The following is a 20,008-nucleotide window of genomic DNA, read 5'->3' as shown; positions in this document are numbered from 1 at the left end:
TGGATCGCCACTTTGAACGAGTGGCCGTGCAAACGGCGCATTTGTGGCCTTCCGGTACGTGAGGCAGGCGGTGGGCGGATTCGAACGTAAACTCTTTGAAGATTTCCACAGTGATTTCAGCTCTGTCAGGTGGCGATCGCCGCGGCGATGTGGGCAGGCGGCGAGTTTACCAGAGCGCCGGGCAAAACACTGACTAAAGGGTCAGCAAGCGCTCGCCGAGGCGACCATTGGCGGCCAGTTCGAGAAACTCGTCACCCAGGCGACGGCTCGCGTCCATCGTTGTACGCCAGTATTTCTGCCGGCTCGGGGCATCGCCCATGAAGCGCTTGAAGTCGTTGCGGTCCGGCAGCTTGCCGTAGGGCAGGCGCGCCAGGTAGTCCTTCGATGGGCCAGCAGCAGGACATCCTGCAACCGCGCCGGGCAGGCTCGGCGCCACGGCAGGGTCTTGTCGAACCAGCCGGGAATGACTCGGTCGGTGAAATGCGGATAGAGCACGATGTCGTTGCCGCTGTAGGGCAGGTCGAGGTGATAGTCGAGCAGGCCGCCATCGCGAAACGTCCCCGCGCCTGCGCCCGGCAGGTCACGCCGCCTTCCATCACCATCGGGATCGAGCCCGACGCAAGCAGCGCCTGACGCAGGTTGCCGGCATTCAGCGCGACGAAGCGTGACGGGAAGTCGTTGAGTGCATTGACCGGCGGCGCCAGGCGCGGGTCGTGGATGATCAGCCGTTCGAAATGCCGCGACAGCCGTGCGCGCCCCCGCAGGTTGTCGGCGATCACCGACGACAGGCCCAGCCCGAGACGACCGCGATGATCGTCCGCGAGCAAGCCGTGGCTTTTGACCACCATGATGTTCAGGCGGTAGTGGGCGTTGTCCAGAATCGACGCATCGCGACCGTCGAGCAGTTCATCGAGCATGCGCCGGGAGCTCTGGCTGATCTGCGCCATGGTCACGCCCTTGTCGAAGTTCTGCTCGGTGTAGAGGTGACCGAGGCGCCGGATGCCTTCGGCGGCGTCCGGCAGACAGGCGCTGGCGAAGCGCCAGGAGCCCACCGGACGCTCCGATCAACGCACGCTCGCGCGGTGCGGCCGGCAGCCATTCGCCAAACAACGCCAGGTCCAGACCTTGAATCCCCAACGCTTTCGGCCCCCCGGCGGCCCCCGGCAACGTGCCGACATCGGCGGCGCTCAAACCGTTTTCACGGATGCGTGCCAAGGCCCTCGGGCCGGCCTTGAGGGTCAGGGAAGGGAACTTGATGTGGATGGCGGTCATACCGGTCTCGATGTCGGGCAAGCGGGGGATTATAAACAGCTCAGGCAACGCCACCAATCCTCACTGTGGGCGTGAGCCTGCTCGCGATTGCGGTCTGTCAGGCATTAAAGATGTCGACTGACATGACGCTATCGCGAGCAGGCTCGCGCCCACAGGGTCGGTGTTCGCCCAGGGTTTATGGGTTGCTCCAATGATGGCAATTCAGTTTCAGTTAAGTTCAGCCCGCTAAGGTGCTCCTCGTAGGCAACACATAAAAAATACGGAGACACCCATGAAAACCCTGACTGCCCTGTTCACCGCGTCCATCCTTACCCTGACCGCCAGCCTCGCCCACGCCCGTGATTTAGGCCCCGATGAAGCCCTGCGATTACGCGACGCTGGTACCATTGTGTCTTTCGAGAAGCTCAACGCCACCGCTCTGGCCAAACATCCCGGTGCCAAAATCACCGAAACCGAGCTGGAAGAAGAGTACGGCAAGTACATTTACCAGGTTGAGCTGCGCGACCCACAGGGCATTGAGTGGGATCTGGAATTAGACGCTGTCAGCGGCCAGGTTCTCAAGGATCATCAGGATACGTAATGAAGGTGTGTTCATTTTCACGCATGGCGCTGGTGCTGCTGGCGTTCTGCTCAGTCGTCATGGCCCGCGACCTCGATCAGGACGAAGCCCTGCGCTTGCGCCAGCAAGGCGTGATCCTGCCGCTTGAGCAATTATTAAAACAGGCGTTGGACCGCTACCCCGGCTCCAAACTGCTTGAAGCCGAGCTTGAAGAAAAACACGACGTCTACATTTACGAAGTCGAGTTGCTGACCACCGAAGGGGTGGTTCGTGAACTGGACCTCGACGCCACCACTGGCCAGTTACTGAAAGACAAGGAAGATTGATCGATGCGTTTGCTTCTGGTGGAAGACCACGTGCCGCTGGCCGACGAATTGATGGCCGGCCTCAACCGGCAGGGGTATGCCGTGGACTGGCTGGCCGATGGCCGCGACGCGGTGTATCAGGGCAGCAGCGAGCCGTATGACCTGATCATCCTCGACCTGGGCCTGCCGGGTTTGCCGGGGCTTGAGGTGCTGGCGCAATGGCGGGCCGGTGGTCTGGTCACGCCGGTGCTGATCCTCACGGCACGCGGTTCCTGGGCCGAGCGCATCGAAGGCCTCAAGGCCGGTGCCGACGATTACCTGACCAAACCGTTCCACCCCGAAGAGCTGCACCTGCGGGTCCAGGCGTTATTGCGACGCTCCCACGGTCAGGCCAACCAGCCGACGCTCAAATCGGCGGGGCTGCACCTGGATGAAGGTCGTCAGTGCGTCACGCGTGACGGTGCCGATATCCAGCTGACGGCCTCCGAGTTTCGCCTGTTGCGCTATTTCATGCTGCACCCCGAGCAGATCCTTTCCAAAAGCCACCTCGCCGAACACCTCTACGACGGTGAAACCGAGCGCGATTCCAACGTGCTCGAAGTCCACGTCAACCACCTGCGGCGCAAGCTTGGGAAAAGTGTGATCGAAACCCGTCGCGGCCAGGGTTACCTGTTCGGCGGACAAGCCCAGTGAGGTCGATTCAGCGCCGCTTGAGTCTGGGGCTGATCAGCGTGATGGTGGTCGTCGGCCTGGTGCTGGCGCAAACCAGCCTGTGGTTGTTCGAAAAGGGGCTGCAGCGCTACCTCGAAGACGGTTTGCGCAACGACAGTGAAAACCTGCTGGTGGCGCTGGTGCGCGGGCCGGCGGGGTTGCAACTGGATGAGCGGCACCTGTCGCCGGCCTATCAACGGCCGTTTTCCGGGCACTACTTCCGTATCGATTTCGCCGACAAGCATTGGCGTTCCCGCTCGTTGTGGGATCAGGAACTGCCGCCACTCGACCATCCCGGCCTGCACAGCAACCTGCAACTGGGGCCGGAAGGTCAGCAATTGCTGGTGCTGCGTTCGGACTATCGCCGGCTCGGGCAATCGATTTCGATCAGTGTGGCGCAGGACTACACGCCCGTGCGCGAGAGTTTTCGGCGCATGCAACAAGTCGGCCTGGGCCTCGGGCTGGCGGGGTTGCTGCTGATTCTGCTGCTGCAACGGATTACCGTGCGCCGCGCCTTGCGCCCACTGGAAAAGGCCCGTGAGCAAATCGCCCAGTTGCAGCAGGGCCAGCGCTCGCAACTCGATGACCAGGTGCCGGTGGAACTGGAGCCGCTGGTGGCGCAGATCAACCATTTGCTGGCTCACACCGAAGACAGCCTTAAACGTTCACGCAATGCCCTGGGCAACCTTGGGCATGCGTTGAAAACGCCGTTGGCGGTGTTGCTGAGCGTAGCTTCCAGCGAGAAGCTCGACGCTTATCCCGAACTGCGCAAACTCCTCAAGGCTCAACTGGAACAGGTCCAGCAGCGGCTCAGTCGCGAACTCAATCGCGCCCGCTTGTCCGGCGATGCGTTGCCGGGAGCGCTGTTTGATTGCGATGGGGAACTGCCGGGGTTGTTGGCGACGTTGAACATGATTCACGGCGAACACCTGAACCTGAGCTACCGCGCACCAACCGGTTTGCAGCTGCCGTGGGATCGCGAGGATTTGCTCGAACTGCTAGGCAATCTCTTGGATAACGCCTGCAAATGGGCGGATGCCGAGGTTCGGTTGAGCGTGGTCGAGACGGCGCAAGGGTTTGAATTAAGCGTGGAAGATGATGGGCCGGGGATTCCCGAGGCGCAGCGCGATCAGGTGCTGAACCGGGGGACACGGCTGGATGAACAGACGGATGGGCATGGGTTGGGGCTTGGGATTGTGCGCGACATCGTCGACACGTGGGGCGCGGTGATGCGGTTGGAGGAAAGCGAGTGGGGCGGCCTGAAAGTGCTGATCAAACTCCCCAAACGCTGAGTATCCCTGTAGGAGCGAGCTTGCTCGCGAAAGCGGTGTGTCAGTCGACATCTCTGTTGGCTGACAAACCGCTATCGCGAGCAGGCTCGCTCCCACATCTTGATCTTCAGTGGACGCGATAACGGCGTTAAACGCGAAACTGATCCATCAGACTCTGCTGCTGATTCGCCAGGCTATTGAGTGACTGACTCACCCGCGCCGATTCATTCGCCTGTCCCGACAGCGACTCCGTCACATCGCGAATCGTCGCCACGTTGCTGTTGATCTCCTCGGCCACCGCGCTCTGCTCTTCGGCCGCAGACGCAATCTGCAGGTTCATGTCGCTGATCACCGTCACCGCCTCGCCGATCTGGCGCAGCGCTGTCACCGCTTGGCCCACTTGCTCGACGCTGCCTTGCGCCTGGCGATGGCTGTTGTTCATCGAGCCAACCACGTCCTGCGTGCCGCACTGCAATTGCTCGATCACAACGCGGGTTTCTTCAACCGACTCCTGGGTGCGTCGCGCCAGGTTGCGCACTTCATCGGCGACCACCGCAAAACCTCGTCCGGCCTCACCGGCGCGGGCCGCTTCGATCGCGGCGTTGAGGGCCAGCAGATTGGTCTGTTCGGCAATGGCGCGGATCACTTCCAGCACCGAACCGATTTTCTCGCTGTTGGCCGCCAGGCCTTCCACTTGCACCATGGCCGCGCTCATGTCGGCGGCGAGGTTGCCGATGCTGGTGGTGGTCTGGTCGATGACGGTCAGGCCGCGGCGAGTCGCTTGGTCGGCATCCTTCGCGGCCTGGGCGGCTTGCGCGGCACTGCGGGCGACGTCCTGGGCGGTGGCGCTCATTTCGTGGGAGGCGGTGGCGACCTGATCGACCTGACGGTATTGCTGCTCCATGCCGGCGCTGGTCTGCGTGGCGATGGCGGAGGATTGATCCGCGGTGCTGCGGGCGTCCTGCACCGAGCGTTTCACTTCGGCGATGATCGGTTGCAGCTTGTCGAGGAAGCGGTTGAACCAGCCAGCCAACTGGCCCAGTTCGTCCTGCTTGTCGTAAGCCAGGCGTCGGGTCAGGTCGCCTTCGCCGCTGGCGATGTCTTCGAGCATGTGCGCCACGCCGAGGATCGGTCTGGTCACGCTGCGCGCCATCAGCCACACCAGCAGCAAGCCAATCAGCGCGGCCAGTACACCGAGGCCGAGCTCAATCAGGGTGCCGCTGCGGTTGCTGTCATCGAGTTGGTTTTTCAGGGTTTCGGCGGGGCCGACCAGGACTTTTTCCGGCACGTCGAGCAACACGCCCCAGGATTTCCCGTCGGGAATCGGCTGGAACGGCGACAGCACTTTCAGTTGCTGGTTGCTGTGCAGGCTTTCGGTGGTGCTGCTGGCCGCGAGCATGCGAATCAGCTCGGTGCCGTCGGACGTGTCCACGGTGTCCAGGCGCTGGCTGAGTTTGCTGGCGTCCGCGCTGTAACCGGCGAGTAAGCCGACCGGGCTGATGATGCTGACGCGGGTCTGGCCGTCGTAGAGCTTTTTGCTCGCGCCCTGACTCATGGCCTGCAAGCTGTTGAGGTTGATGTCCACCGACAGCGAAGCGATGACTTTGCCGTTGACCATCAGCGGGAACACGATGCTGGTCATCAGCACTTGCTGGCCGTCGATCACATAGAAATACGGTTCGATCACGCACGGTTTGAGCGTGGTGCGCGGGCAGGTGAACCAGGCGTTGGCCGGCTCGCCGCTGGGACCGGCCTTGGTGTCGGCCATGTCGCTTTCCGGCAGCGCCATGGAGGTCACTTTGCCAGGCACAGGTTGCGACCAATACAGGGCAAAACGGCCCTTGTCGTTGCTGCCCAGTTCAGCCTGGCCAGCGAACAGATCGTCCTTGCCGTCCAGCGCGTTGGCTTCGAATACCAGGGACAGGCCGAGCAAATCCGGGTTGGCTTGCAGCGCCGACTTGACCTGGCGGGTCAGGTCTTCACGCAGGTCGAAGGCGTCCAGAAAACGCTTTTCCGCCTGGTCGCGCAGGAACAGCACCTGGCGCGAAAAGCCGTGGCCGTATTGATAGGCGTCCATGAACTGCTGACGAATCACCAGCGCCTGGTTTTCACCCTGGGATTCGATCCGGGCCTGAGCGGCTTCGGTGAGCATCTCCATGCTCGAGGCTTTCACCATCTCGGAGCTGTGCTCCATGCGATACAGCGAAAGACCCACCAGCAGGGTCACGATGCCGGCCAGGCAAAGCCCGGCCAGCAGGGTGATTTTCCATTGGATGGAAAGTTGTCTGAGCGACATGGAGAGACGTCCTTATTCGATATTTATCTGAGACTTTGCACTGTAACGGCCACGATTCAGCTTTCTTTATGCCTGTATCCGAATAAGGCTCGCCGCTGATTTTGTGGCGAGAACGCTTACCTGTGGCGAGGGAGCTTGCTCCCGTTGGGTTGCGAAGCGACCCCTGGCATTCCGTCAGCCACTACGCATCGGCAGGTTTTACGCCTGCTGCGCAGTCGAACGGGAGCAAGCTCCCTCGCCACAGGTATTTCGTGGCCCGTTACATACAGGTCGGCCCATGCGCTTTGACACCGGGCCGACTCTGCGGCACAGTGCGCGCCCTCTAATAAAACCCATTCCTTGATCTGCTGGCGGCGCTTCGCAGACTGCCGGCTGAGCTCATTTCGCTTGCCCTGAGGTAACGATGATTAATGCTGTAATTGCCGCGGTCGGCGTCATGCTGGTCCTTAGCCTGTCCCGCGTGCACGTAGTGATCGCGCTGATTGTCGGCGCCCTGGTGGGGGGGCTGACCGGTGGCCTGGGCATCGATGCCACCCTGAAAGCCTTTAATAGCGGCCTCGGCGGCGGGGCGACGGTGGCGTTGTCCTACGCCTTGCTCGGTGCGTTCGCCGTGGCGATTGCCAAGTCCGGCCTGGCCCATGCCCTGGCGGACAAGGCCCTGCTGATGGTGGATCGCCAACACGCCAGCGGTGGCGGCCAGGTCAAGTGGCTGCTGATCGGCTTGCTGTGGGTGGTGGCCATCGCTTCGCAGAACATTCTGCCGATACATATCGCCTTTATTCCGCTGCTGGTGCCGCCGCTTCTATATGTGCTGACCAAGTTGCAACTGGATCGCCGCTTGATCGCCTGCGTCATGACCTTCGGCCTGATCACGCCGTACATGTTCCTGCCGGTGGGCTTCGGCAACATCTTTCTGAATGAAATCCTGCTGGCCAACGTTGCGCGCAGCGGCGTCGATATCAGCGGCATCAACGTCACCCATGCCATGGGCATTCCGGCGTTGGGCATGGTTGTCGGCCTCGCGGTGGCGTTTATCAGCTATCGCAAGAAGCGCGTCTACGACCTGGAAAAGATCGAGAAAGTCGAGCAAGTCGCGGTGGAGTACAACCCGCTGAGCCTGATCGTCGCCGGTGTGGCCATCGCGGCGGCGTTCATCATTCAGCTGCTGCTGGACTCGATGATCATTGGTGCGCTGGCGGGTTTCCTGATCTTTTCGGTGTCGGGCATTGTGAAGTGGCGCGACACTGACGACCTGTTCACCGAAGGCATGAAAATGATGGCGATGATCGGTTTCATCATGATCGCCGCCTCGGGTTTCGCCGAAGTGATGAAAGCCACCGGTCAGGTGCAGACGCTGGTGCAAACGTCGGCGTCGTGGATCGGGCACAGCAAAGGCGTCGGCGCGCTGTTGATGTTGCTGGTCGGCCTGCTGGTGACCATGGGCATCGGCTCGTCGTTTTCCACCGTGCCGATCCTGGCGGCGATCTTCGTGCCGTTGTGCGTGCAGCTGGGCTTCAGCCCGATCGCGATCGTGTGCATCGTCGGCACGGCCGGCGCGTTGGGTGACGCCGGTTCGCCGGCCTCGGACTCGACGCTGGGCCCGACCTCCGGTCTGAACATTGATGGCCAGCATCACCACATCTGGGACACCGTGGTCCCGACCTTCCTGCATTACAACCTGCCGCTGCTGGCGTTCGGCTGGGTGGCCGCGATGGTCCTCTGATTTCACTTCCGTAGGAGCCAGCGGTTCGGCGATCCGATGCCGCTGGCTCCTACAGTTTTTCGTTGGCGTGCCGTTAAAGCCTTAACCACGCCAACAAAATCAAAAGAGTGAACCGTCATGCGCATGAGCCTGAAGGCTAAAGTCCTGTCCCTTGCTGTCCTCCCGGTGTTGCTCTTTGCGCTAGTCATCAGCCTGACCACGCTGTTCATTCTGCAGGAGCAGGCCAGCAAGGAAGTCGAGGAAACCCGCCAGCGCCTGCTCAGCGATGCCAAGGCCACCCTGCAAAGTTACGTGGCCGTGGCCATGACCACGATCAAACCGCTTTACGACGCGGCCACCCCTGGCGATGACGCGGCGCGGGCGCAGGTGATCAAGCTGTTGTCGAGCATCACCTACGGCAAGGACGGCTACTTCTTCGGCTACGACTCCAACACCGTGCGCCTGTTCAAGGCCAACAGCCCGGAAGGCGTGGGCCAGAGCTTCAAGGACAACCGCGACCCGAACGGCGTCTACGTCAACCGCGACCTGGTCAAAGTCGCCAAAGACGGCACCCACTACCTGCAATACAGCTCGCCGTTGCCCGGCAACACTCAAGTGCTGGTGCCGAAACTGGGCTACACCGAATACCTGCCGAAGTGGGACATGGCGGTCGGTACGTCGGTGAACCTTGATGGTATCGAGGCGCAAGTCGCGCTGGTCCAGGCCAAGGTGCAGGAGCGGATGGAAGGCGTGGTGCTGACCATCGTCGGTATCGCCGTGGTGATGCTGCTGGTGATCGCGGCAGCCGGGATGCTGCTGGCCAATACCATTCTGCGTCCGCTGAACCTGATGAAAGCCAACCTCGATGACATCGCGGCGGGCGAGGGCGACCTGACCCGTCGTCTGACCATCACCAGCCAGGACGAACTCGGTGAACTGGCCGGCTCGTTCAATCGCTTTGTCGACAAGATCCACGGCCTGGTGCGTCAGATCACCGAAATGACGTCGCAACTGACCGGCCTGGTGAATCAGGTCTCCGACCAGGCCCAGCGCTCGGATCAGGCCATGGAGCGTCAGCGCCACGAGACCGATCAGGTCGCCACGGCGATCAACGAAATGTCGGCGGCGGCTCAGGAAGTGGCGAAAAGCGCACAAAACGCGGCGGTGGCGGCTCAGCAGACCGACGAAGAAGGCCAGGCCGCCAAGCGTGTGGTGGCCGGTAGCATCGTCAAGATTCATGCGTTGGTGAACGACATCCGCAGCAGTGGCGTGTCCCTCGACAGCCTGCAAAAGGACGTTTCGTCGATTGTCAGCGTGCTGGGGGTGATTCGTTCGATTGCCGAACAGACCAACTTGCTGGCACTGAACGCCGCCATTGAAGCCGCGCGTGCCGGTGAAGCCGGTCGTGGTTTTGCGGTGGTGGCCGACGAAGTGCGGGCGCTGGCCAGCCGCACGCAGATCAGCACCCAGGAAATCCAGGGCATGATCGACCGCTTGCAGGCCGGGACCCAATCGGCGGTGGAAGCGATGCGTCGTTCCAGCGAAGCGGGCGATGGCACCTCGGCCCAGGCCAATGAAGCCGGCGCATCGCTGGACACCATGGCCCAGCTGATCGGCACCATCAATTCGATGAACGCGCAAATCGCCAGCGCGGCTGAAGAGCAGACCGCCGTGGCCGAAGAGATCAACCGCAGCGTGCATCAGATCGCCGTGGCGGTGGACAGCGTCGCCGACGAAACCCAACTCGGTGCCCAGACCTCACGCAGCCTCGCCGACCTCGGCCAGCGCCTGGGCAAACTGGTCGGCCAGTTCCGGATCTGACAAGCGACGCGAGCCTGCTCGCGATAGCGGTCTGTCAGCCAATATTAACGTTGGATGTGCCGGCCCCATCGCGAGCCGGCTCGCTCCCACAGGGTTTGCGGTGTCAGGGTCTGTCCCAGTAGGGCACCGTTCCGAAGCACTCCACGAAGAAATCAATCACCGTGCGCACCTTCACCGACAACCGTCGGCTACCTGGCCACAGCACCGCAATCTGCTGCGGTTCGAGGCTGTTGGACACCTGATATTCCCCCAGCACCGGCACCAGCGTGCCGTTGCGCACCGCCTCGCCGATCAGCCACGACGGAAACATCACCAACCCCAGGCCTTGTTCGGCGGCTTGCGTGAGCGTGTCGGCGTGGTTGCCGGTGATCGGGCCTTTGACGGAGTAGGGCGTCCAGTCCTGCGCGTCCTTGCGGAAAAACCAGCGTTGCTGCCCGGCCACGCCCTTGTAGGCCAGGCACTGATGCGCCGCCAATTCTTCGGGATGGTGCGGCGTGCCATGGCGTTTGAGGTAGGCCGGGCTGGCGGCCACTTGAAAGCGATGGGGCGCCAGGATCCGCGCCTGCATGCTCGAATCGTGCAGCGGGCCAATGCGAAACAGCAAATCGGCGCCTTCCTGCAACGGGTCGACGTAGCTGTCGGTTTGCTGGATATCCAGTTGCAGTTTCGGATAGCGCTCGCACAACAGCCCCAGCCACGGCGTCAGATGCCGTTGCCCGAAGACCACCGGCGCATTGATCCGCACCAGCCCGCCGGGTTCGCTTTGCTGCTCCTGCAAGGCCTGTTCGGCTTCCTCCAGTTGCACCAGCACCAGCCGCGCATGATGACCGAGCATGCGGCCGGCTTCGGTGGGCGTGACGGCGCGCGTGTGGCGGTAGAGCAATTGCTGGTTCAAGGCTTGTTCCATCAACTGGATCTGCCGGGAAATCGACGAGGGCGCCAGGCCCTCGCGGCGGGCGACTTCGGAGAAGCTGCCATGGTCGAGCACCGCGACAAACAGCCGAAGTGCCTTGAATCCAAGCTCGTTGAGGCCATGCATGGTCGATCCTGCTGTGCGAGTTGCGCAAAAGTGTTGTCTGGATGCTCCCATTTATCGCAAAGGATCGCCAGCCGATAATGCCTGCCACAACAGCCCCTTGGTAGGAGCGAAGCTTGCTCGCGAAGGCGGCGTGTCAGGCGCCGGAAATGTCAACTGATATGACGCCTTCGCGAGCAAGCTTCGCTCCTACCGGGGCCGTATTTATCTGACGAGCAGGTTTTCCTTATGCAATCTTCTTCAATCGACATCGCTTCAGTGCCAGCGGCCAAACCAGGGCTGCGGCTGTTGCTGCTGCCTCTGGTGATCCTCGCCGGCATGGGCCTTTCCGTGGAGGCCGGTCTGCTCGGGCCGCTCGGGGTTCAGGTCGGGCATTTATGGGCGACGTTGAGCATCTTCGGCGTCGGCTCGGCGATTCTGTTTCTGCTGTTGTTGTTCAGCGGCAAGCAACAAGGTCCGGCGTTGAACACCTTGCCGCGCTGGCAGTTGATCGGCGGCTTCCTCGGGCCGATCTACGTGGTGGTGCTGACCCTGGCCACGCCGCACATCGGGATCGCGATGACGATGATCGCGATCCTCTCCGGGCAGGTCGGCAAAAGCGTGTTGATCGACCACTTCGGATGGTTCGGCGCTACCCGCAAAAAGGTCAACGGTGAGCGTTGGCTAGCGTTGCTGCTGATTGTCGCGGCACTTGTTCTGATTGCTCGGGGTTGATGATGAATCTGATTATTTTGTTGGCCGTGGTGGTGGCCGCCGGCGCGGTGTTGAGTATCCAGGCGGCGATCAACGGGCGCCTGGGGGAAACCGTCGGCGTGTTGCGCAGCAGTTTGCTGACCTTCGCAGTGGGCGCGGTGGTCACCGGGTTGCTGATCCTGTTTTTTGAACCGGCCCATGCCGTGAGCCTGCTGGACGTACCGAAATGGCAACTCAGCGGTGCCTTGTTCGGCGTCGTCTACATGATGGTCATGGTCGGCGCGGTGCCGCGGGTCGGCACGGCGGTGGCAACCGTGGCGGTGATCGTCGGGCAGTTGGGCATGGGGATGTTGATCGATAACTTCGGCTGGCTGGGTAACCCGGCGATCGAGTTGTCGAGCAGTCGGTTGCTGGCGATGGTGTGCCTGGCGCTGGCGTTGCTGTTCATGTATCGCAGCAGCACCCGAAGCGAGTAACTGCGCGCCATTTTGTAGCTCCTACACTGATGAGTGAAGTGCGCATTTGCCGCACGCGACGACCACACCCAAGGAGTCAGACTCATGATCGACAGTGAAAGTACCTGCGACTGCCCCAAATGCTCCTGCAAACTGGGCGAGCACCCGATAGCGCGCCACGGCAAACACTATTGCTGTGAAGCGTGCGCCAAGCACCACGAACATGGCGAGGAGTGTGCGAGCAAAGGTTGCAAGTGCGCACACGCCAAATAGCTCATCAACATGAAGTGGAGCCTCTCGGGCTCCACTTTCAATGTCGGATGACTACCCCCTGTAATGCTCAGCCCGCCGGTCGCCACGTCACATTTTCGATGCCGAATTTCTCCGCCAGCGGCTTGCTGGTTTTTTGCACCTTCTCTCGGCCAAAGCGGGGTATTCGTCCAACCCCTGCGTCACAACTGGCCCAGTGCCAAGCCTCCGCGTTGTCCATTTTGTCCAGGCGGATAATGAAAGACTTTGGCGCGCCATGAAGGGTGTATTCAATGACGAAAAGTTTTGCGTTGTTCATAAAGCCCGTATTCCTCCCTGTGGTAATACAAGGATCGTTGGGGTTAAGGAAAATTCATTCGGATTGTCAGACGGCTGCCGCCGGTGGCGACAAGGTGAGTGGCCCGTTACCATGCAAGACCTGAAAACCCCAATGATCATTGCCCATGGCCCTTGCCGCCCCGCCAGACCTGAGTGACACCGATGTGCCCGTGCAACCGCTGGCACGCACTTACTCGCGTGGCTTGTACATCGAGCCCCACGAGCATGAATGGGGCCAATTGCTGTACGCCATGAGCGGGGTCATGTGGGTGGAAACGCCCCAAGAGGCGTTGGTGGTGCCGCCGCAACGGGCGGTGTGGCTGCCGCCGGGCGTGCCGCATGGCATCCGCGTGGTCTCGGACCTGCAGATGCGCAACATCTACCTTCGGCCCTCATTGGCGGTCACGTTGGATGACAGTGTTCAGGTGATCGAAGTCGGCGGGCTGCTGCGTGAGCTGATCGTCGGGCTGGTGGAGCAGGGCGATGATGGCGCGCCCGAGTACTACGAGGCGCTGGTCGGCCTGGCGTTGCTGGAGCTTAGACGAGCCAGGCGTTCGCTGTTGAAAATCCCGTTGCCGGATGATTCCGACCGACGCCTGATGAACCTGTGTCAGGCGGTCATGGCCGCGCCTTCGCTGGCCATTCCCTTCGAGCAGCACGCGGAAAATGCCGGTGCCAGCGTGCGCACCCTGGCGCGGCTGTTCAAGGAAGGCCTGGGCATGGGCTTCGCCGAATGGCGGAGGCAGGTGCAATTGGCGACCGCGGCGGCGGAGTTGATTCAAGGCGTGCCGGTCAGCACGATTGCCCGCGAACTGGGCTATTCGCCGAGCAGCTTCAGCGACATGTTCCGCCGGGAACTGGGTGTCGCGCCTTCGCAGTTTGCGGCGAGCCAACACCCCGTCCAGCCATGACGCACCCCTGTAGCAGAGCGAAAACCTTGTAGGCGTGAGCCTGCTCGCGATAGCGGTGTATCAGGTAGCACAGATGTCGACTGACACTCCGCTATCGCGAACAGGCTCACGCCTGCAGGGCTCCGCCGCTACACAATTGGCAGTGCACCCGCCGCGCTTTGGCCGATATTCAGAAGCACTTGGCCGATGCCCGCCGCCAACGCTCTTTAGACTTCAGGCATACCTTGTTTGCCCACGGAGTCTGCCATGAGCTACCTCATCTCGCTGGTCATTGGTCTGGGCGTCGGCCTGCTCTACGGCGCACTGGATTTTCGTTCGCCCGCCCCACCGGCGATTGCCCTGGTGGGCCTGCTGGGCATGCTCGCCGGCGAAAAGTTGTGGCCCATGGGCCGGCAACTGGTGGCGGGCTGGGTCTCCTGAAACCCCTTTCTTTATGCGATGGACACTCCCATGAAAGCACTGCAATTCGACCAGACCGGCGACCTCTCGGCCTTGCGTTATGTCGATGTCCCGACCCCCGTTCCCGGCGCCGATGAAGTGCTGGTGCAGATCAAGGCGGCCGGCCTCAACCCCAGCGATGTGAAGAACGTGTTGGGACGGTTTCCCTACACCACCTTGCCACGGATTCCCGGTCGGGATTTCGCCGGTGTGGTGGTTGAAGGGCCGCAGGCACTGATCGGTCAGGAAGTCTGGGGCACCGGTCGTGAACTGGGTTTCTTTGCCGATGGCTCCCATGCGCAATTCGTCAAACTGCCGGCCAATGGCGTGGCGCTCAAACCCACCCATCTGAGCTTCGCCCAGGCCGCCAGCCTCGGCGTGCCCTACACCACGGCGTGGGATGCGCTGGAACGCAGTCTGGTGACTGCTGCAACGCGGCTGTTGGTGATCGGCGGCGGAGCGGTCGGCAGTGCCGCGCTGGCGTTGGCCAAGGTGCGGGGTGCTCAAGTCCTGGCGGCGGCGCGGCGACCCGAGCAGGTCAAGGATCTCCAGGCGCAGGGGTATCAGACGCTGCAACTGGATAAACCGGACGAGCTGGGGGCGCAGGTGCAGGCCGTGTATACCGGCGGCGCCGACGTGATTTTCGACACCACCGGCTTCTGGCTACCGGCCTCGGTCCCGGCGCTCGCGGCGTTCGGCCGCATCGCGATCATCGCGGCGCCGGTCGACGGCATGGTGCAACTGCCGGCGCTGGCGTTGTATCGCAAGGGCGGTTCGGTGGTGGGGATCAATTCGTTGTTGTATGGCGTGCAGGCGTGTGCGGCGATGCTCGATCAGTTCGGCAAGTTCTTTGATCAGGGGTTGTTGCCGTTGCCGGAAGGGTTGTTTGAATCGCCGCTGGCCGAAGGGCTGGAGCGGTATGAAGAAGTGAACCAAGGTGCTGGGGACAAGGTGATTTTGTTGCCGTAACGCCGATCAAAATGTGGGAGTGAGCCTGCTCGCGATGACGGAGTGTCAGTCGACATTTGTGTTGCCTGATACACCGTCATCGCGAGCAGGCTCGCTCCCACAGGGTTTTGCATTGTCAGATCAAGCCTCGGGAACACCATTCTCCCACGCCGACCAATTGTTCAAGATCTCCAGCACCAACGGATTCCCCGTCCGGTACAGGTTCTCCAGTGCCGGCACAAACCCGCCCTGATCCGCATACTTGAGCAGGTTGTCCACCTCGCTCTGGCCCGGGGCCGGTCGATCAAAGTCGGAGCCCGCGCGCACCACCGCCAGGCGTTGCACATCCACCAGACCCTCGCGACTGGCCCGCAGCAGCGCTTCGTAGGTGGAGTTATCTTCCTGTTGCGTCGTGCAGTATTCGCCTTTGTCGTCGGTCAACAGCTTGGTCCAGACCTCGGCACGTTCACTCAAGCGCGTCCCGGAAAACCAAGTATTACCGGCCAGCGTGTCGCACTTCGTCACCGTCGGTGGCTGATTGGCTGGGGCCGACGGGTATTTCAGGCGCCATGCCGCCGATTCCTTGCTCTCGCTCAACTTGACGTTGTGCGTCAGGGCGAATGCCTTGGCCTGCAACTTCGGATTGAGCTCGAACACTTCGGTCTTGTAGTCCAGCGGCGGTTTTTGGTTCGGGCCTTGGGTGTTGATGCCGATGTATCCGGTTGGCCAGTCTTTCGGCGCGTCTCGCGAATCCAGTTCCCACTGGGTGCCGAACTCCACCAGGTAATGGGCCCACGCGGCGGTGCCAATGGTCCCGTGTTTCGGGCTGATGCCGGCAATGCCGGCGATCAGGAAGTAGCTTTTACGCAGGTCGAATTTCGGCGACAGTGCCAGGGCCAGTGTCGAAGCTGCGGCGTTGGTCTGGCCCATGCCTGTGACCATCAGGCACACCTGCTGCGTGTTGCAGCGAATGGTCGGGTACTCGGCGGACAGGCCCGGCACTCGAACTTCCTGCTTGAGCTCCAGACGATCGATCCAGTTTTGCGCCTCGGGGGCGAACATGGTGATCAGCATCACTTTCGGCTGGATCGGTGCTTCGCTTGCCCAGGCAGTGGAAGAGAGCAGGGCGGCACAGGCCAGGGACATACGCGTCATTGCATTCATAAAACCTCCAGGTTCAATCAAGCCTCAGAACTGATAACCGATGCCGGCGTAGTAACCCCAGCCATCGGAGCGAGCGCGGAAGTCGCCGTCGCCGAAATTCAACTCGCTGCCATCCTCCCAGTTGCCGCCGTTGTGGAAGTAACGGCCGACCAGGGTGAAGCGCAAGTGTGTGAACGAGTACAGCAAGACGTTGGTGGCGACGGTGGCGTTGGCGGTGCGGGCCGGGTTGTCCTTGTGCAGGTCGGAGCCGAAATCGAAGTTGGTGAAGCCGATGTACGTCAGTGACGCGCCGTTGCTGAAGCTGCTGATCGGCACGATGTATTTGAGCTGGGCACGGTAGCCGTCCCACGAATACTCGTTGCTGGCGCCGTAGTTTTCCCACTGATAACGCCCGTAGAAGTTCGCCGACAAGTTGACTCGCGAGTGGGTGTCGATGTCGGTGCCCAGGCCGCTGTAAAGCGTATTGGCGCGGTTGGCGCTGTTGCTGCCGTGGTCGTAGATCCAGTCGAACGCCACGTACCATTCTTTGAACGGCCCGATGGCCAGGCTGCGGCCGGCAAGGTGGTCGATGGAAATGCGCGGTTCGTGCTCCATGAACACCGGCGAACCGTGGTCCCACACGCCTTTGTCATGACTGTTGCCGATGTCGAAGATCTTCGGGATGTCGATGTAGCCGTACAACTCGAACGGCCCTTTGCGCCCGAAGTACTCGTACTCCAGGTAAATATCGTCGGCCGGTTGCGGGCCGAAACTGATGTCTTTGCTGCCGATGACGGTCAGGTCCTGGTTGAACCAGTCCGACAGGTAAACGCCTTTTTTCGGCGGGCTGGCTTCGGGACTCAGGGTTTCGCCCTGGGCGGATTCTTCGGCGGGTGCGGATTGCGCCAAAACGGTGCTGCTGAGTAGTCCTGTAACGCTGGCCAGCAGCAAGGAAACAGCAAGAGTGCGCGAGCAAGTCACGCGGCTGGACGTGCGGTGCATTAAAAGTCCCTTTTCGTGCGGATCAAAAGCCCGATTCTTCGGGCTTGCGCGGTTATGTCGCGAAAACGTCTATATCAGCGACTCGCAAACGTTTGCATAACAGATGCCAATTATTTCAATTCCATGAAAAATCGACGAAATAAGGTTTTTTATTGTCGGGTTGGTCAGTTACGCGAACTGACACTTCTGTAGCTGCTACAAGGCAGGTGGTGTTGCGCCTTGGATTGACCGCCAGTGGTAGACTCGCCCCCATTGTCTTCACGAGGTATTCCCATGAGCGAGCCGATTCGTCTGACCCAATACAGCCACGGCGCCGGCTGTGGCTGCAAAATTTCGCCGCAAGTGCTTGAGGTGATTCTGGCCGGCAGTGGCGCGCAGAACCTCGATCCCAGGCTTTGGGTCGGCAACGCCTCGCGCGATGACGCGGCGGTGTACGCGATCGACGAAGAACGCGGCGTGGTCTCGACCACCGACTTCTTTATGCCGATCGTCGACGACCCGTTCGATTTCGGCCGCATTGCCGCCACCAACGCCATCAGCGATATCTACGCCATGGGCGGTGATCCGCTGATGGCGATTGCGATCCTTGGCTGGCCGGTGAATGTATTGGCGCCGGAGATTGCCCGGGAAGTGATTCGCGGTGGACGTTCGGTGTGTGACGAGGCGGGCATTCCGTTGGCCGGTGGGCATTCCATCGACGCCCCGGAGCCGATCTTCGGCCTGGCGGTGACCGGGCTGGTTGAAAAGCGCCACATGAAGCGCAACGACACCGCCACCGCCGGTTGCCTGCTTTACCTCACCAAACCGCTGGGCATCGGCATCCTCACCACCGCCGAGAAGAAGGGCAAGCTGCGCACGGCCGACATTGGCCTGGCTCGCGACTGGATGTGCACCCTGAACAAACCCGGCAGCCGTTTCGGCAAGCTCGACGGCGTGACGGCGATGACCGACGTCACCGGTTTCGGCTTGTTGGGGCATCTGGTGGAAATGGCCGACGGCAGCAACGTCACCGCACGCATCGAATACAACCGTGTGCCGCGTCTGCCTGGTGTCGAGTATTACCTCGACCAGGGCTGCGTGCCGGGCGGCACCCTGCGTAATTTCGACAGTTACGCGAGCAAGGTCGGGCGCGTGCAGGAACTGCATAAACGGGTGCTGTGCGATCCGCAGACCAGCGGCGGCCTGCTGGTGGCGGTCACGCCCGAAGGCAACGAGCAATTCCTCAAAGTGGCCAGCGAATTGGGCCTGGCCCTTGAGCCAATCGGTGAGCTGGTCGAGCGACAGACCCACGCGGTCGAGGTGTTTTGATGTCAATCGACTTCACCGACTACCGCGACATCTTTCTCAACGACCGGCCGATGCTGGATGCCCGCGCGCCGATCGAATTCCACAAGGGCGCGTTCCCCGGGGTGGTCAATCTGCCGCTGATGAACGACCACGAGCGGCAGCGGATCGGCACCTGCTACAAGCAACACGGCCAGCAAGCGGCGATCACCCTGGGGCATCAACTGGTGTCCGGCGAGATCAAGGCCGAACGCATCCAGGCCTGGGCCGATTTTGCCCGGGCGCACCCCGAGGGCTATTTGTATTGTTTTCGCGGCGGCTTGCGTTCGCAGATCGTCCAGCAGTGGCTCAAGGACGAGGCCGGCATCGACTATCCGCGCGTCGGTGGCGGCTACAAGGCCATGCGCAGCTTCTTGCTGGACACGGTCGATCAGGCTGTTGCCCAGTGCGATTTCGTATTGCTGGGCGGCATGACCGGCACCGGCAAGACCGAGGTGCTCACGCAGCTACGCAACGGCCTGGACCTCGAAGGCCACGCCAATCATCGCGGTTCCAGCTTCGGCAAACGCGCCACCGTCCAACCGTCCAATATCGACTTTGAAAACCGCCTGGCGGTAGATGTGCTGAAGAAACGCGCTCATGGCATCGAGCAGTTTGTGCTGGAAGACGAAAGCCGGGCGATTGGCAGCTGCGCGTTGCCCTTGCCGCTGTTTCAGGGCATGCAGCAGTACCCGATGGTCTGGCTGGAGGACAGCCAGGAAGGGCGGGTCGAACGGATCCTGCGCGATTACGTCGTGGACTTGTGTGCCGAGTTCATCAGCGTGCATGGCGATGAAGGCTTTGCGCTGTTTTCCGAGCGTCTGCTGGAAAGCTTGAACAATGTGCAGAAGCGCCTGGGCGGTGAACGGCACCGGCGGATGTTGATCTTGATGGAAGACGCGTTGGCGGAGCAGGCGAACAGCGGGGCGGTGGATTTGCACCGGGGCTGGATCGAAGGGTTGCTGCGTGAGTATTACGATCCGATGTATGCCTTTCAGCGGGAGAAGAAGGGCGCGCGGATTGAGTTTGCCGGGGAGCGGGAAGCGGTTCTCGAATACTTGCTAGAGCGCATCAATCAGCGAGGGTGAGGTTGTTTTTGCCGGCCCCATCGCGAGCAGGCTCGCTCCCACACTGGATTTGTGTCGCGCCGGAGATCCAATGAGGGAGATCAACCGACAGTGATGTGTTGGTTTTTCTGGCCCCATCGCGAGCAGGCTCGCTCCCACACTGGATTTGTGTCGCGCCGGAGATCCAATGTGGGAGATCAACCGACAGTGATGGGTTGGTTTTCTGGCCCCATCGCGAGCAGGCTCGCTCCTACACTGGATTTGTGTCGCGCCGGAGATCCAATGAGGGAGATCAACCGACAGTGATGTGTTGGTTTTTCTGGCCCCATCGCGAGCAGGCTCGCTCCCACACTGGATTTGTGTCGCGCCGGAGATCCAATGTGGGAGATCAACCGACAGTGATGTGTCGGTTTTTCTGGCCCCATCGCGAGCAGGCTCGCTCCCACACTGGATTTGTGTCGCGCCGG

19 protein-coding genes and 4 pseudogenes are annotated in these 20,008 nt (G+C 61.5%); 15 read left to right on the top strand and 8 right to left on the bottom strand.

The window, feature by feature from the left end; all coding sequences use genetic code 11:
* Positions 1-109: pseudogene (locus BLU63_RS32635) on the bottom strand (6-pyruvoyl trahydropterin synthase family protein); the annotation flags it as partial.
* Between the two features lie 84 nt (positions 110-193).
* Positions 194-1,272, bottom strand: a pseudogene (locus BLU63_RS32630) (patatin-like phospholipase family protein).
* 271 nt (positions 1,273-1,543) lie between these two features.
* Here BLU63_RS32630 and BLU63_RS32625 point away from each other — a divergent pair.
* Genes BLU63_RS32625 through BLU63_RS32610 form a run of 4 tightly spaced genes read left to right on the top strand, consistent with a single transcriptional unit; the run spans position 1,544 to position 4,139 of the window.
* Positions 1,544-1,852, top strand: coding sequence for a PepSY domain-containing protein (locus tag BLU63_RS32625; protein ID WP_010458554.1), 309 nt, complete (start codon positions 1,544-1,546; stop codon positions 1,850-1,852).
* A complete protein-coding gene (locus BLU63_RS32620; protein WP_010458557.1) occupies positions 1,852-2,157 on the top strand; it encodes a PepSY domain-containing protein in 306 nt (101 codons plus the stop codon). Before BLU63_RS32625 ends, BLU63_RS32620 begins: the two co-directional genes overlap by 1 nt.
* A 3-nt stretch (positions 2,158-2,160) precedes the next feature.
* Positions 2,161-2,829 (top strand): response regulator transcription factor, encoded by a 669-nt coding sequence (locus tag BLU63_RS32615; RefSeq protein WP_010458558.1) that lies wholly within the window; start codon positions 2,161-2,163, stop codon positions 2,827-2,829.
* Complete coding sequence (locus tag BLU63_RS32610) at positions 2,826-4,139, top strand: sensor histidine kinase (RefSeq protein WP_083377230.1); 1,314 nt, start codon at positions 2,826-2,828, stop codon at positions 4,137-4,139. Before BLU63_RS32615 ends, BLU63_RS32610 begins: the two co-directional genes overlap by 4 nt.
* Positions 4,140-4,266: 127 nt before the next feature.
* Here the strand turns inward: BLU63_RS32610 and BLU63_RS33955 are convergent, their stop codons facing one another.
* Positions 4,267-5,022 carry a methyl-accepting chemotaxis protein gene (locus BLU63_RS33955; RefSeq protein ID WP_370654464.1) on the bottom strand — a complete coding sequence of 252 codons (756 nt, stop codon included), beginning with the start codon at positions 5,020-5,022 and terminating at the stop codon, positions 4,267-4,269.
* Positions 5,023-5,124: 102 nt separating this feature from the next.
* A pseudogene (locus BLU63_RS33950) lies at positions 5,125-5,271 on the bottom strand (HAMP domain-containing protein); the annotation flags it as partial.
* Between the two features lie 1,549 nt (positions 5,272-6,820).
* Between BLU63_RS33950 and BLU63_RS32600 the strand changes: the two are divergent.
* The 3 genes and pseudogenes from BLU63_RS32600 to BLU63_RS33940 all read left to right on the top strand — a co-directional run bounded on the left by BLU63_RS32600 (position 6,821) and on the right by BLU63_RS33940 (position 9,937).
* A complete protein-coding gene (locus BLU63_RS32600; protein ID WP_162179694.1) occupies positions 6,821-8,137 on the top strand; it encodes a Na+/H+ antiporter family protein in 1,317 nt (438 codons plus the stop codon).
* A gap of 117 nt (positions 8,138-8,254) precedes the next feature.
* Positions 8,255-9,031 (top strand): annotated as a pseudogene (locus BLU63_RS33945) (cache domain-containing protein); the annotation flags it as partial.
* Between the two features lie 84 nt (positions 9,032-9,115).
* Entirely contained in the window at positions 9,116-9,937 is an 822-nt protein-coding gene (locus tag BLU63_RS33940; RefSeq protein ID WP_371860812.1) for a methyl-accepting chemotaxis protein, read from the top strand.
* Positions 9,938-10,040: 103 nt separating this feature from the next.
* Here BLU63_RS33940 and BLU63_RS32590 read toward each other — a convergent pair whose 3' ends face one another.
* A complete protein-coding gene (locus BLU63_RS32590) occupies positions 10,041-10,976 on the bottom strand; it encodes a LysR family transcriptional regulator (RefSeq protein ID WP_083377228.1) in 936 nt (311 codons plus the stop codon).
* A 225-nt stretch (positions 10,977-11,201) separates the two neighbouring features.
* Here BLU63_RS32590 and BLU63_RS32585 point away from each other — a divergent pair, with 225 nt between their 5' ends.
* The 3 genes from BLU63_RS32585 (at position 11,202) to BLU63_RS32575 (ending at position 12,394) form a co-directional block, all read left to right on the top strand.
* Positions 11,202-11,687: a DMT family transporter gene (locus BLU63_RS32585; RefSeq protein WP_010458572.1), complete on the top strand. Its 486-nt coding sequence runs from the start codon at positions 11,202-11,204 to the stop codon at positions 11,685-11,687.
* On the top strand, positions 11,687-12,142 hold the full coding sequence (locus tag BLU63_RS32580; RefSeq protein ID WP_010458574.1) for a DMT family transporter: 456 nt from the start codon (positions 11,687-11,689) through the stop codon (positions 12,140-12,142). Before BLU63_RS32585 ends, BLU63_RS32580 begins: the two co-directional genes overlap by 1 nt.
* An 84-nt stretch (positions 12,143-12,226) precedes the next feature.
* Positions 12,227-12,394 carry a metallothionein gene (locus BLU63_RS32575; RefSeq protein WP_010458576.1) on the top strand — a complete coding sequence of 56 codons (168 nt, stop codon included), beginning with the start codon at positions 12,227-12,229 and terminating at the stop codon, positions 12,392-12,394.
* Between the two features lie 67 nt (positions 12,395-12,461).
* On the opposite strand, the gene BLU63_RS32570 is transcribed toward BLU63_RS32575, so the two are convergent.
* The gene (locus tag BLU63_RS32570; protein ID WP_010458578.1) at positions 12,462-12,689 is read right to left on the bottom strand and encodes a DUF6555 family protein; all 228 of its coding nucleotides are present in this window, start codon (positions 12,687-12,689) and stop codon (positions 12,462-12,464) included.
* 145 nt (positions 12,690-12,834) lie between these two features.
* On the opposite strand from BLU63_RS32570, the gene BLU63_RS32565 reads away from it, so the two are divergent.
* The 3 genes from BLU63_RS32565 to BLU63_RS32555 all read left to right on the top strand — a co-directional run bounded on the left by BLU63_RS32565 (position 12,835) and on the right by BLU63_RS32555 (position 15,027).
* A complete protein-coding gene (locus BLU63_RS32565) occupies positions 12,835-13,620 on the top strand; it encodes an AraC family transcriptional regulator (protein WP_077748862.1) in 786 nt (261 codons plus the stop codon).
* 246 nt (positions 13,621-13,866) lie between these two features.
* Complete coding sequence (locus BLU63_RS32560; protein ID WP_010458583.1) at positions 13,867-14,040, top strand: DUF1427 family protein; 174 nt, start codon at positions 13,867-13,869, stop codon at positions 14,038-14,040.
* A 30-nt stretch (positions 14,041-14,070) separates the two neighbouring features.
* On the top strand, positions 14,071-15,027 hold the full coding sequence (locus BLU63_RS32555; protein ID WP_083377227.1) for a quinone oxidoreductase family protein: 957 nt from the start codon (positions 14,071-14,073) through the stop codon (positions 15,025-15,027).
* A gap of 120 nt (positions 15,028-15,147) precedes the next feature.
* Here the strand turns inward: BLU63_RS32555 and BLU63_RS32550 are convergent, their stop codons facing one another.
* Both BLU63_RS32550 and BLU63_RS32545 read right to left on the bottom strand, forming a co-directional pair.
* A complete protein-coding gene (locus BLU63_RS32550; protein ID WP_083377226.1) occupies positions 15,148-16,170 on the bottom strand; it encodes a purine-nucleoside phosphorylase in 1,023 nt (340 codons plus the stop codon).
* 24 nt (positions 16,171-16,194) lie between these two features.
* Complete coding sequence (locus tag BLU63_RS32545) at positions 16,195-17,151, bottom strand: nucleoside-specific channel-forming protein Tsx (RefSeq protein ID WP_083377225.1); 957 nt, start codon at positions 17,149-17,151, stop codon at positions 16,195-16,197.
* A gap of 273 nt (positions 17,152-17,424) precedes the next feature.
* On the opposite strand from BLU63_RS32545, the gene selD reads away from it, so the two are divergent.
* Positions 17,425-18,459: a selenide, water dikinase SelD gene (selD, locus tag BLU63_RS32540; RefSeq protein ID WP_010458591.1), complete on the top strand. Its 1,035-nt coding sequence runs from the start codon at positions 17,425-17,427 to the stop codon at positions 18,457-18,459.
* Positions 18,459-19,562 (top strand): tRNA 2-selenouridine(34) synthase MnmH, encoded by a 1,104-nt coding sequence (mnmH, locus tag BLU63_RS32535; RefSeq protein WP_077748858.1) that lies wholly within the window; start codon positions 18,459-18,461, stop codon positions 19,560-19,562. Before selD ends, mnmH begins: the two co-directional genes overlap by 1 nt.
* The last annotated feature ends 446 nt before the right edge of the window (positions 19,563-20,008 follow it).

It is taken from the genome of Pseudomonas mandelii, from assembly GCF_900106065.1.
GTDB lineage: Bacteria > Pseudomonadota > Gammaproteobacteria > Pseudomonadales > Pseudomonadaceae > Aquipseudomonas > Aquipseudomonas mandelii.
This window is presented reverse-complemented; position numbering and strand designations above follow the sequence as displayed.

Bases quoted from the DNA above. Each gene is read 5' to 3' on its own strand.
- BLU63_RS32620 (WP_010458557.1), top strand. From the start codon at position 1,852: ATGAAGGTGTGTTCATTTTCACGCATGGCGCTGGTGCTGCTGGCGTTC.
- BLU63_RS32565 (WP_077748862.1), top strand. From the start codon at position 12,835: ATGGCCCTTGCCGCCCCGCCAGACCTGAGTGACACCGATGTGCCCGTG.
- BLU63_RS32555 (WP_083377227.1), top strand. From the start codon at position 14,071: ATGAAAGCACTGCAATTCGACCAGACCGGCGACCTCTCGGCCTTGCGT.
- BLU63_RS32560 (WP_010458583.1), top strand. From the start codon at position 13,867: ATGAGCTACCTCATCTCGCTGGTCATTGGTCTGGGCGTCGGCCTGCTC.
- BLU63_RS32590 (WP_083377228.1), bottom strand. From the start codon at position 10,976: ATGCATGGCCTCAACGAGCTTGGATTCAAGGCACTTCGGCTGTTTGTC.
- selD (WP_010458591.1), top strand. From the start codon at position 17,425: ATGAGCGAGCCGATTCGTCTGACCCAATACAGCCACGGCGCCGGCTGT.
- BLU63_RS32570 (WP_010458578.1), bottom strand. From the start codon at position 12,689: ATGAACAACGCAAAACTTTTCGTCATTGAATACACCCTTCATGGCGCG.
- BLU63_RS32550 (WP_083377226.1), bottom strand. From the start codon at position 16,170: ATGAATGCAATGACGCGTATGTCCCTGGCCTGTGCCGCCCTGCTCTCT.
- BLU63_RS32580 (WP_010458574.1), top strand. From the start codon at position 11,687: ATGATGAATCTGATTATTTTGTTGGCCGTGGTGGTGGCCGCCGGCGCG.
- BLU63_RS32585 (WP_010458572.1), top strand. From the start codon at position 11,202: ATGCAATCTTCTTCAATCGACATCGCTTCAGTGCCAGCGGCCAAACCA.
- mnmH (WP_077748858.1), top strand. From the start codon at position 18,459: ATGTCAATCGACTTCACCGACTACCGCGACATCTTTCTCAACGACCGG.
- BLU63_RS32615 (WP_010458558.1), top strand. From the start codon at position 2,161: ATGCGTTTGCTTCTGGTGGAAGACCACGTGCCGCTGGCCGACGAATTG.
- BLU63_RS33955 (WP_370654464.1), bottom strand. From the start codon at position 5,022: ATGGAGCAGCAATACCGTCAGGTCGATCAGGTCGCCACCGCCTCCCAC.
- BLU63_RS33940 (WP_371860812.1), top strand. From the start codon at position 9,116: ATGACGTCGCAACTGACCGGCCTGGTGAATCAGGTCTCCGACCAGGCC.
- BLU63_RS32575 (WP_010458576.1), top strand. From the start codon at position 12,227: ATGATCGACAGTGAAAGTACCTGCGACTGCCCCAAATGCTCCTGCAAA.
- BLU63_RS32545 (WP_083377225.1), bottom strand. From the start codon at position 17,151: ATGCACCGCACGTCCAGCCGCGTGACTTGCTCGCGCACTCTTGCTGTT.
- BLU63_RS32625 (WP_010458554.1), top strand. From the start codon at position 1,544: ATGAAAACCCTGACTGCCCTGTTCACCGCGTCCATCCTTACCCTGACC.